The following is an 11,208-nucleotide window of genomic DNA, read 5'->3' on the forward strand; positions in this document are numbered from 1 at the left end:
CCGCTACGCGCACCGCCGGCCCTTGCCCCGCCCTCCCGCGCAGCGTTGCAGCAGACATCACGATGCGCGCGCAAACCAAGGAGACTCACCATGGCAGACCAGACCAACGTCCCGCTCGACTTCCTGACCTTCAATTACGAGGTGGGCCTGCGGGCACTGACCCTCCTGCAGGAGAGCCGGCAGCGCTTTCTTGAAGTCCAGCTCGACGCGATACGCAAGGACATCAAGACGTCGCACGAAGCGAGCGCGCAACTCGCCAAGGCGAGCGACTTCGCCGCGCTGGCCACGCTGCCCGCCGCCTTCCTGCGCAACGCGGCCGAGCAATGCGCCGAGACCATGCAAGCCTGGATGAGTCTCGCCATCCACAACCAGAGCGCCATGGTCGAGCAGATGCGGGAAACCGGCGAATCCTGGCAGCGGTGCCAGGCCGCGACCCTGCAACAGGCGGGGAATGCGTCGCCCCTGTCGGCGCCCATGCAGGATATCTTCGAGAAATTCAGGCAGGCCGCGGCGTGGACGCCGGCGGGCAGCGGCGCCGACGACAGCACGGCGGCGACGACGCGCAAGAGGGCAGTCCATGCCAGCTAAGCGAACCGCGCTGGTGACCGGCGGCATGGGCGGCCTGGGCGAGGCCATCGCAATCCGCCTGCATGACGCCGGCCATCGGGTGGCCGTCACCCACTCGATCGGCAATGACCATGTGCAGGCCTGGCTCCAGCGCCAGCTGGCAGATGGCCGGGAGTTCCACGCGTTCGCGGTGGACGTGGCCGATTTCGACGCCTGCCAGCAATGCGCCGCGCAGGTGCTGGCCGCCATGGGTCAGATCGATATCCTGGTCAACAACGCCGGCATCACGCACGACGTGACCTTCAGGCGGATGACCAAGGCCGACTGGGACGTGGTGCTCAGGACGGACCTGGACTCCGTCTTCAACATGACCAGGCCGCTGTGCGAGGGCATGGTCAGCCGCGGCTGGGGGCGCATCATCAATATTTCCTCGGTCAACGGCTCCAAGGGCGCCTTCGGGCAGGCCAACTACTCGGCCGCCAAGGCGGGCATCCACGGCTTCAGCAAGGCGCTTGCGCTGGAGCTGGCCACCAAGGGAATCACGGTGAACACCGTGTCGCCCGGGTATCTCGCCACGCACATGGTCACCGACATCCCCGCCGACATCCTCCAGACCAGGATCCTGCCGCAGATCCCGGTCGGCAGGCTGGGGCGGCCGGACGAAGTCGCCGCGCTGATCACCTTCCTGTGCTCCGATGACGCGGCCTTCGTCACCGGCGCCAATATCGCCATCAATGGCGGGCAGCACATGCAATGAACGCTCCGACACCAGGCAAGGAACTCGCCGCCGCGCCCGAGGCGGAATATGGCTGCGGCCCCGCCGGGGCCGCACCGGACCAGCTGGACGAGCAGGTCCGCTCCACGCTGGCCGGCGTCACCCAGGGCATGTCGATCGCCTCGCTCTGGCTGGCCGGGCTGGACTGGGCATTGCACCTGGCCGTCTCCCCCGGCAAGGTGGACACCGCCCTCGGGCAATGGGTAAGCGGTGCGATTGCGGCGACCGCCGGCATGTGGCCCGGTCCGGCGGCGGCGCAGCCGACGCCCGGCGTACCGGCGCCGCCAGCCGACCTGCGCTTCGCCGACCCCGCCTGGCTGCAGTGGCCCTACCGCTGCTGGCGCGACGCCTTCCACAACAACGAAGCGTTATGGGAAGCGCTCACGCGCGGCCTGCCCGGCGTATCCCCGCACCATGAGCGGCTGGTCTCTTTCTGCGCGCGGCAGGTGCTTGATACCTTTTCGCCAGGCAATGCCTGGTGGCTCAATCCCGTGGTGCTGCAGGCCACCACCGCTAGCGGCGGCGCCAATCTGCTCGATGGCGCCTGCCACTGGCAACACGATATGCAGAACGTGGTGGCCGACCTGACGCGCGAGCCGAAGCTGCGCCGGCCGCCCGCCTTCAAGGTCGGACAGGACGTTGCGGCCACGCCGGGCAAGGTGGTGTTCCGCAATGCGCTGATCGAACTGATCCAGTACGCGCCGGCCGGCGCCGAGGTGTGGCGGGAGCCGGTGCTGATCGTGCCATCCTGGATCATGAAGTACTACATCCTGGACCTGCAGCCGCACGACTCGATGGTGCGCTACCTGGTCGAACAGGGCCACACGGTCTTCATGATCTCGTGGAAGAACCCGGGCGCCGAAGCCCGCGACCTGGGACTCGCCGATTACCTGCGCCTCGGTGTGCTGGCCGCGTTGCACGCGGTGCAGGAGCGCTGCCCCGATACGCGCATCCACGCCGCCGGGTATTGCCTGGGCGGCACGCTGCTGTCGATCTGCGCGGCAGCGCTCAGCCGCGACGGCAGCGGTGCGCCATTGCAAAGCCTGACCGTATTCGCCAGCGAGACCGACTTCTCCGAGCCGGGAGAACTCGGCCTGTTCATCGACAGCAGCGCGTTGTCGGCGCTGGACGCCATGATGCGCCGGCAGGGCTACCTGGATGGCCCGCAGATGGCCGCCGCCTTCCAGATGCTGCACTCGCGCGACCTGGTCTGGTCCCGCATGATGAGCGAGTACCTGCTCGGCAAGCGGCTGCGCCCCAACGACCTGGAGTCATGGAACCGCGACCTCACCCGCCTGCCCTTCCGCATGCACTCGGAGTGCCTGCACAAGCTGTTCCTCGACAACGACCTGGCGGAGGGGCGCTATTGCGTGGATGGCCGCCCCGTCGCCCTGTCGGACATCGGCATGCCGATCTTCGCGGTAGGCACGGAGCATGACCACGTCTCGCCCTGGCGCTCGGTCTACAAGCTGCACCTGCTGACGCCGGCGCCGCTGACGTTCCTGCTGACCTCCGGCGGACACAATGCCGGCATCGTCTCCGAGCCGTCGCGCCCGGGCCGGCGCTACCGGGTGGCGACGCGTGCGGCGCAGGCAACCTATGTCAGCCCGGAGCGCTACCTCGCGAACGCGCAGCGGCACGACGGATCCTGGTGGCCCTGCTGGCACGACTGGCTGGCATCGCACTCCACGGGCCGGGTCCCCGCACGCGACGCGGCGCCCGGCGCGCTCGCCGACGCGCCGGGCAGCTATGTGCTGGAGCGCTAGTGCCCCGCGGGTGGTCACCGGGGTACGCAGGCGGTGACCGCCGGCGCACCGGATGTGCGCCTGGCCTTGCTAGTCCAGCGGATACGCTAGTCCAGCGGATACGAACGAAGGTACTCCGGCATCGTGACCGGCCAGTGCAGTTCGCGCCCGATGCGCTGGCGCAGGGCATCGCTTGCCGCGGGCTCGCCGTGCACCACGAAGGTCTGCCGCGGCGGCGCGCCGAAGCCGCCCAGCCAGGTCATCACTTCGTTGGCATCGGCATGCGCGGACAGGCTCCCGATCTGCGCCACCGCGGCCTGGATGACCACCTGCCGGCCATGGATGCGCAGCTCGCGCATGCCCGCCGCCAGCGCCGCGCCGCGCGTGCCGGCGGCCTGGAAGCCGCAGAGGAGGATGGTATTGCGCGCGTCCTGCCCATAGCTCTCCAGGTGATGCACCACGCGCCCGCCGGTGGCCATGCCGCTGCCGGCCAGAATGATCTTGGGCGTGCGGTCGCGGTTCAGCCAGATGGACTGCTGCATGCTCTGCACCACGATGGCCAGATTGCAGGCCGCCGTGCAGTCGGCGCGGTCGATCCGCAGTTCGTCCGGGTGCAGCGCGAAAACCGTGGTGGCATCGATGGCCATCGGGCTATTGAGATAGACCGGCACATGGGGAATGCGGTTCTGCTGGCGCAGCTTGTGGAGGCAGTACAGCAGCGACTGGGTGCGCCCGACCGCGAAAGCCGGAATCACCACGCTGCCGCCGCGGCCGATGGTGCGGCTGACGACTTCGCCCAGCGTGTCGAGCGGATCGTCCGCGGGGTGGGCGCGGTCGCCATAGGTGGACTCCACCAGCAGGTGATCGGCCTCGCGGATGATTTCCGGCGCGCGCATGACGATGTCCTGCTGCCGCCCCAGATCGCCGGAGAACACGATGCGCTTGCCCTGCACGTGCAGCGTGACGATGGCCGAGCCGATGATATGCCCCGCGCGATGAAACTCCGCCTCCACGTCCGGGGTCACCGCCACGCGGGTATCGTAGTGAAACGGGTCGAGCCGGCGCAGTGCGCGCACGGCATCCGCGCCGTCGTAGAGCGGCAGCGCCGGCTGGTGGCGCGAGAAGCCCTTGCGGTTGGCATAGTGCGCGTCCTCCTCCGCCAGGTGCGCGCTGTCCGGCAACAGGATATTGCACAGCTGTGCGGTGCCCATGGTGCAGAACACCCGCCCGCGAAATCCATTGCGCACCAGCAGCGGCAGGTAGCCGCTGTGATCGATATGCGCATGCGTCAGCACTACCGCGTCCAGCCCGGCTGGATCGATCGGCAGGCGATCCCAGTTGCGCAGGCGCATCGTCTTGTAGCCCTGGAACAGCCCGCAATCCACCATCACGCGGCTGCGGCCGGTATCCAGCACATACCTGGAACCCGTGACGGTATCCGTGGCGCCGAGAAATTGCAGTTCCATGGCCGCGCTCCGTCAGTGGGACAACAGCAGCGGAACCTCGGCATGCCGCATCAGCGTGCGGGTGGTGCCGCCCATGACCAGCTCCCGCAAGCGCGAGTGCCCGTAGCCGCCGGCCACCAGCATGTCGCCCCCCACTGCGCTCACCGCTTCGAGGATATTGCTGCCGACGGGCCCCGCCTTTTGCACATTGCGGACCCCGGCAACGATGCCATGGCGCTGCAGATACTGCCGCAGGCCCGCCACCGGCTCCGTGTCCGCCTGCGGTTCCTCGCGCACGTCCCATACGGCCACGATGGTGACATGGCTGGCGCGCAACAGCAGCGGCATGGCGTCGGCCACCGCGCGCGCCGCCTCGCGCTGGCCGTCCCATGCGATCACCGCATGCCCGCCGTGCAGCGGCTGGAACGCCGGCGGCACCAGCAGCACCGGACGTCCGGCATTGAGCAGCACGTACTCGGCCGGATCGGCCGCCAGCGAGCTCACTTCCTGCGTGGCCACCGGGCGCGCCATCACCACCAGGTCAGCGACCCGCGCCTCCTGCGCCAGCACCCAGCCGGCTTCTTCCTCCACCACGCGGTGCGAAAACGGTACGCCCGGCGCGTGCGCGCCCATGGTCTCGCTCAATATCCCGCGCTGCAGCTCGGCCTGCGACAGCAACCTGCGTCTGGACGCATCCAGATGCCGGGCGGCGTTGTCGCCGAAATCCCGGATCGGGTCCAGGCGCAGGCCAGTGGCGCTGACACCGACCACATGCGCGCCGAAACTGCCCGCCAGGTCGGCGGCCATCCTGATGCGGGACGCGCAGGCGGCATCCGCCCCGAGCGCGACCAGCACGGTCCGGTAATCCATGATGTACTCCGTATAGCGGTTTCGCCGGATCCCGCGATTCGTGACCTCGGCGCTGGCGGGTCCGGCGCTCCCTTGTCAGCGGATCGTCACGCGCTGCTGCGGCGACGCTTCTTTCTTCGGCAGTACCACGCGCAGCACGCCGTTCTCGTAGCTGGCATCCACCTTGCTCTCGTCCACGGTGCTGTCCAGCGTAAAGACGCGCTGCATCGAGCCGCTGTAGCGCTCGCGGCGAATCACGCGTTCGCCTTCCTTCTGCTCGGAGGATTTTTCGACCTTGGCGGAAATCATCACCGTGCCGCGATCGACGGAGACTTCGATGTCTTCCTTCTTCGCGCCCGGGATCTCCGCGACCAGGTTGTAGGCCTTGTCGGACTCCGTCACGTCCACCTTGAAAGCGAAGCCGCCTTCATTGGCGCCACGAAACGCCCGCAGCATCCCCTGCAACATGTCGCCAACGGGTTCGATCGATAGCGGATCGTAAATCCTGAGATTGCTCATGGTTGCCTCCTTGAGATGAAAGGCCGCGACCGGGCCTCCACTTCATGGTGGCACAGAGGGTGTATGGCATCTTGTTCCAGATCAAGAGGGGGCAATGGAGGCGATCCGGGGTCCGCTGTTGCCGCGCGCCTTCTAGATCTCTCCCTCGTCGAACAGGCGATGCCGGATCGCATACCGCACCAGCGCCGCCTCGCTGGGCAGCTGCAGCTTGTCCATCAGCCGCATCTTGTAGGTGCTGACGGTCTTGGCGCTGACGCAGAGCCCGGCGGCGATCTCGGTCAGCGGCTCTCCCAGCACCAGGCGCCGGTAGACTTCCATCTCGCGGTCCGACAAGCGCAGATGCGGCTCGTCCCGGTGCTCGTCCTGCAGGCTGTTGGCCAGTACTTCGGCCATGGCCGGGCTCACGTAGGTGCCGCCCGCCGCCACCTTGCCGATGGCGCTGACCAGTTCGGTGGCCGCGCTTTCCTTGGTCAGGTAGCCCGCCGCCCCCGCGCGGAACGCGCGCACCACATACTGCTCCTCCGCATGCATGGTCAGCACCAGGATGCGCAGCGCCGGCTGCTCCAGGCGCAACTGCTTGATCAGCTCCAGCCCGCTGCGCCCCGGCATGGAAAGGTCCAGCAGGATCACGCGCGGCTTGCAGTCGCGCGCCATCTGCAGCACCTCGGTACCGTTGACGGCCTCCCCCACCACGTCGAAGCCGCCGGAGCGGCCCAGGATATGGCGCAGCCCGTCGCGCACCACGGCATGGTCATCGGCAATCATCACGGGAATCATGGACTCGCCTCCGGGATCGTCGTCATGTCCTGCTGGAGAGGGAAGCACACGGTCAGGCAAAAGCCCTGACCCGGTGCCTGCGTCGTCGCCACCGTGCCGCCAAGCAGGCGCGCACGCTCCCGGATGCCGACCAGGCCCAGCGACACGCGCTCGCCACCGGCGGCATGGCTGCCATCGGCGCCGCGGCCATTGTCGCGCACGGTCAGCTCGTAGTGGTCGTCATAGCGGACCAGTTCGATATCGACCCGGTCGGCATCGGCGTGCTGCACGACATTGCTGAGCGCCTCCTGCACGATGCGGAATACCGCGGTGGCCGCGCGCTCGCCAACGTTCTCCTCCTCGGCGGCATGGGTCGCGACGACGATGCCATAGCGCACCGAGAACTCCTTGGCCAGCCAGTCTATCGCCGGGATCAAGCCAAGCTCGTCAAGCAGCGCCGGCCGCAGGTCGGCCGCGATGCGCCGCACCGAGGCCACGGTTTCATCGATCACCAGATGCATGGCGGCGGCCTGGTCCAGCAGGGCGGGAGCCGTTCCGCCATCCTTCAGGTCGCTCGCCAGGATGGCCAGGTCCATTTTCAGTGCGCTCAGGCGCTGCCCCAGGTCGTCGTGCAGTTCGCGGGCAATGCGGCGGCGCTCCTCCTCCCGCGAGGCCTGCACGCGATCGGATAGCTGCTGCAACTCCTCCCGCGAGTGACGCAAGGCCGCCTCTGCCCGCACCCGCTCCGTGGTATCGCGCAGGATCACGGTAAACAGCTTGCCGCCGCCATCCTGCGTCTGCGAGATGGAGGCCTCGATCGGAAACTCGGTACCATCCTGATGCAACGCATGCAGCACGCGCTGCTGCCCCATCTTCCGCTCCGTGACGCCGGTCACGCCAAAGCGGCGCACGTGTTCCTCATGCGCCCCGCGAAAGCGCGCCGGGATAAAATCGCCCAGGGAGCGGCCGATCGCCCCGGCGGCGCTGCAACCGAACAGACGTTCCGCCATGGGGTTGAACAGCACGATGCGCTGCGCTTCGTCCACGGTGATGATGGCCTCCATCGACGAACGGATGATCCCGGCCAGGCGGGCTTCGCTTGCCTGGGTCCGCGCCAGGTGCGCTTCCGCCGCCCGCCGCAGCCGCCGCAGGCGCGCCAGCAACAGCGACAGCACGATGGCAACCGCCAGTCCCCAGGCGCCAAGCATCGGCGCGGCCAGGCCACCCGGCCGCGGCGCGAGCGCAGTGACAAACCAGAGCGCCAGCAGCATGAGCAGCAACAGCACGGCGCCGCCGGCAGCCAACTCCCCCAGCGTGGCGTGCAGCGACGCTTTGGGCGGCGGGGGCGGCGAAGACGAAGGGGGCGGATTCGGTGGCTGGTTGGCGGCCATGAGTGGATTGAAAGTGCTCCCGGATCAACAGCGAGCCACACGGTGATTGCCGAGGGCTCTTGCTACAAAGGTAGCCGATTTGCACGGAATGCACACGCCTCATTGTGATGCGCGCGTAATTTTTCCGCACGCGGGCAGGCTGCCGCCATCCATCGGAAGGCGGGTTGCGTTTCGATAGCCCGTTGTCAGGATTCCCTGACAAAGACCTTCCCTTTTCCGACGGCACTCTCAGCCAGCGCTGCTTTCGGGCCGCCGCGCCGTCTCGCATACTCAATCGCATGAACCCGCCGCCCCATTCCGAACCGTTAACGATCCTGGTGCTCGAGGATTCTCCGCTGATCGGCTCGCGGCTGGCCAGGATGCTGCGTCCGATGAAAGAAGTGGAACTGCTTGCCTCGGCGCGGGAGCCGCGTGCGGCGCTGCTCGCGGCGCTGATCCTGCTGCCCGACGTCGTCATCCTGGGGCTCCATGCGCACGGCGAATCCGGACCAAGCACCTTGCGGGAGCTGGCGCGGATGCGCCGCCGCGCCGTCGTGGTGGTGCTGAGCAACTGCGCGGTGCCGCCGATGCGCGAGGCCTATATGCAGGCCGGCGCGACGTACTTTTTCGACAAGACCATGGAGTTCGACGCGTTGCGGGCCACACTGCTGCGCCTTGCCGCGGAGAAAAAGGCTTTGCAGCAAGCGGGACTGGAGAATGCCGTGGCGTAGACGGCGAAACATGCGAGACACGCGCCACCCGCGCAGCCGGTCATGGGCCGGCTGCGCGGGTGCGTCCGAACAGCGGCAGGCCGCACCGGCATGCCCAGGGGATAAAGGAATCCACCATGTCAGACTACCTGCATCAGGAAGCCCCGCCGGCAACGTCGACCGCTCTTCACGGCGAGCAAGTCCTGCAGTTCCTGCAAGTGGACACCGTGCCGCGCGCCAGCACCGCCCGCAAGGCGAGTTGCTCGAATTGCGCGATGCGGGCCATCTGCATGGGTGGCAACCTCAACGACGCGGAACGCAACAGGCTGGATACCGTCATCCATAACTGGCGCATGATCCGCCGCGGCGAAGCGCTCTACCGCGCGGGCGATGCATTCCAGAGCATCTACGCGCTGCGCTCCGGATCGTTCAAGACGGTGGTGGCGCACCAGAACGGTTGCGAGCAGGTCAGCGGTTTCTTCCTGACCGGCGAGACGCTGGGGCTCGACGGCATCTGCACCGAGCGGCATGCCTGCGACGCCATCGCACTGGAAGACAGCGCGGTATGCGTCATCCCCTTCCACCTGCTCGAAGCGCTGTGCCGGGAGATGCGCTCGCTGCAGCAGCACGTGCACCGCATGCTCAGCAGCGAGATCGTGCGCGAATCCGGGGTCATGCTGCTGCTGGCCAGCCTGAACGCCGACCAGCGCGTGGCCGCTTTCCTGCTCAATATCTCCGCGCGGCAGAAGGCCCGTGGCTACTCGCACCGCGAACTCACGCTGCGCATGACCCGCGAGGAAATCGGCAGCTATCTCGGCATGAAACTCGAAACCGTCAGCCGCACCTTGTCGCGTTTCCAGCGCGACGGGCTCATCTGCGTCAAGGGCAAGCGCGTGATCCTGCAGGACCTCGACGCGCTGGACCGCATCTAGCGTCCGCTTCCTGTCCATCATCCCGCCGCAACGCCGGCAAGCCGCGCAGCCGGCGCAGAGCACGGCGGCCAGACCAGCCGCAATGCAGCGCACCCGCGCCGGGCGCTTCGGGAACCCGTCCCCTCTCGTTGTCACGGTCAACGCCATTTCCCCTTCGTGCGCGGGCGCACCGCTCTTTTCCACGATAGGAGAGGCGGTCACGCTTCTGCTTGACCCCGGTCAAGCCAGTTCCCGGCCACATGCATAGCATGGAAGCATGCCCTGCCCGAGAGCGCGGGCAGACACCCGGGAGAACCCAGCATGGAATCGGCGGTACTCGCGCAGGCTTTGATGCGTCCCGAGGCTTACCCTCACCCGGTGAGCCAGGTCAGTCTCATCGAGACGCATATCTCGCAGGTGTTCCTTGCCGGTGCCTTCGCCTACAAGACGCGCAAGCCCGTGCGTCTCGACTTCGTCGATTTTTCATCGCTGGCCGCGCGCAAAGCCGATTGCGAGACCGAACTGAGACTGAACCGCAGGCTGGCGCCATCGCTCTACCTGGATGTGGTGCCGGTCACCGCCGGTCCCGGGCCGCTCGATGCCAGGATCGGCGGCGACGGCGCGCCGCTGGAATATGCGGTGAAGATGCGCCGCTTCCGCCAGCGCGACCTGTTCTCCACCATGGCCGAGCGGGATCAGCTGAGCGGCGCCCATGTGGAAGCGCTGGGCCGCACGCTGGCGGCGTTCCACCAGGCCGCACCGGTCGCCCGTGGCGATACGGACCACGGCACGCCGGCGCGGATCGGCGCGGTGATGGCGCTGGCGCTGGGCGGCATCGCCGCGCTCGACCCGGGCCAAGGCATGACCGCGCGCGTGGCCGCGCTGCTGCGCACCCGCGCCGCGTCGCTGCATGCCGCCTTTGGCAAACGGCGGGCAAGCGGCCATGTGCGCGAATGCCATGGCGACCTGCACCTGGGCAATGTGGCCCTGATCGACGGCGAGCCAACGCCCTTCGACTGCCTGGAGTTCGATGCCGGGCTGCGCTGGATCGACACCATCAGCGACACCGCCTTCCCCTTCATGGACCTGCTGCATCGCGGCAGGCAGGATCTCGCCTATCGCCTGCTCAATGCGTACCTGGAGCACAGCGGCGATTACGCCGGCCTGGCCCTGCTGCCCTACTACACCGCCATGCGCGCCGTGGTGCGTGTGCGCGTGCTGCTCGAGCGCGCGCACCAGCGCGAGGTGGCCGGCACCATCACCGCCGCGGAAATGGCGACGGCAAGGATGCGCTGCACGGACTTGCTGGAGCTGGCGTGCTCAGCCCTGACACGGCGCCCGGGCGCGATCACCATCATGCACGGGCTCTCCGGCAGCGGCAAGAGCACGGTTGCCCAGCGGCTGGCGCTCGCCGGCGCGATGGTGCGCGTGCGCTCCGACGCGGAACGCAAGCGGGCGCCGGCCGGCAGCGATCTCTATACCGGCAGGCAGACCGCACGGGTGTACCGGCGATTGCTGGCCATCTGCCGCCTGGGCAGCGCGGCCGGATTCCCGATGATTG

Annotated in this window: 11 protein-coding genes; 6 read left to right on the forward strand and 5 right to left on the reverse strand. The window is 68.0% G+C overall.

Going from position 1 to position 11,208, the window contains the following annotated elements; all coding sequences use genetic code 11:
• Window positions 1-90: 90 nt before the first annotated feature.
• Genes P3W85_RS10665 through P3W85_RS10675 form a run of 3 tightly spaced genes read left to right on the forward strand, consistent with a single transcriptional unit; the run spans window position 91 to window position 3,108 of the window.
• A complete protein-coding gene (locus P3W85_RS10665; protein ID WP_276264762.1) occupies window positions 91-588 on the forward strand; it encodes a phasin family protein in 498 nt (165 codons plus the stop codon).
• On the forward strand, window positions 578-1,324 hold the full coding sequence (gene phbB / locus P3W85_RS10670) for an acetoacetyl-CoA reductase (RefSeq protein ID WP_276264763.1): 747 nt from the start codon (window positions 578-580) through the stop codon (window positions 1,322-1,324). Before P3W85_RS10665 ends, phbB begins: the two co-directional genes overlap by 11 nt.
• Window positions 1,321-3,108, forward strand: coding sequence for a PHA/PHB synthase family protein (locus P3W85_RS10675; protein ID WP_276264764.1), 1,788 nt, complete (start codon window positions 1,321-1,323; stop codon window positions 3,106-3,108). The genes phbB and P3W85_RS10675 overlap by 4 nt, the downstream gene beginning before the upstream one ends.
• A gap of 86 nt (window positions 3,109-3,194) precedes the next feature.
• Here the strand turns inward: P3W85_RS10675 and P3W85_RS10680 are convergent, their stop codons facing one another.
• From P3W85_RS10680 to P3W85_RS10700, 5 genes are all read right to left on the reverse strand, one after another.
• Window positions 3,195-4,553, reverse strand: coding sequence for an MBL fold metallo-hydrolase RNA specificity domain-containing protein (locus P3W85_RS10680; protein WP_276264765.1), 1,359 nt, complete (start codon window positions 4,551-4,553; stop codon window positions 3,195-3,197).
• 12 nt (window positions 4,554-4,565) lie between these two features.
• Window positions 4,566-5,402 carry a universal stress protein gene (locus P3W85_RS10685; RefSeq protein WP_276264766.1) on the reverse strand — a complete coding sequence of 279 codons (837 nt, stop codon included), beginning with the start codon at window positions 5,400-5,402 and terminating at the stop codon, window positions 4,566-4,568.
• A gap of 75 nt (window positions 5,403-5,477) precedes the next feature.
• Window positions 5,478-5,900 carry an Hsp20/alpha crystallin family protein gene (locus P3W85_RS10690; protein WP_017229033.1) on the reverse strand — a complete coding sequence of 141 codons (423 nt, stop codon included), beginning with the start codon at window positions 5,898-5,900 and terminating at the stop codon, window positions 5,478-5,480.
• 132 nt (window positions 5,901-6,032) lie between these two features.
• On the reverse strand, window positions 6,033-6,677 hold the full coding sequence (locus P3W85_RS10695) for a response regulator (protein WP_017229032.1): 645 nt from the start codon (window positions 6,675-6,677) through the stop codon (window positions 6,033-6,035).
• Complete coding sequence (locus P3W85_RS10700) at window positions 6,674-7,927, reverse strand: PAS domain-containing sensor histidine kinase (RefSeq protein WP_430869524.1); 1,254 nt, start codon at window positions 7,925-7,927, stop codon at window positions 6,674-6,676. The genes P3W85_RS10695 and P3W85_RS10700 overlap by 4 nt, the downstream gene beginning before the upstream one ends.
• 284 nt (window positions 7,928-8,211) lie before the next feature.
• On the opposite strand from P3W85_RS10700, the gene P3W85_RS10705 reads away from it, so the two are divergent.
• The 3 genes from P3W85_RS10705 to P3W85_RS10715 all read left to right on the forward strand — a co-directional run.
• Window positions 8,212-8,757, forward strand: coding sequence for a response regulator (locus P3W85_RS10705; protein ID WP_276264768.1), 546 nt, complete (start codon window positions 8,212-8,214; stop codon window positions 8,755-8,757).
• Between the two features lie 116 nt (window positions 8,758-8,873).
• Window positions 8,874-9,668 carry a fumarate/nitrate reduction transcriptional regulator Fnr gene (gene fnr / locus P3W85_RS10710; protein ID WP_017229029.1) on the forward strand — a complete coding sequence of 265 codons (795 nt, stop codon included), beginning with the start codon at window positions 8,874-8,876 and terminating at the stop codon, window positions 9,666-9,668.
• A gap of 300 nt (window positions 9,669-9,968) precedes the next feature.
• Window positions 9,969-11,208 (forward strand): bifunctional aminoglycoside phosphotransferase/ATP-binding protein (locus P3W85_RS10715; protein WP_276264769.1); only part of this gene is annotated, 1,240 nt, incomplete at its 3' end.

This window comes from Cupriavidus basilensis (assembly GCF_029335485.1).
GTDB classification, from domain to species: domain Bacteria; phylum Pseudomonadota; class Gammaproteobacteria; order Burkholderiales; family Burkholderiaceae; genus Cupriavidus; species Cupriavidus basilensis_E.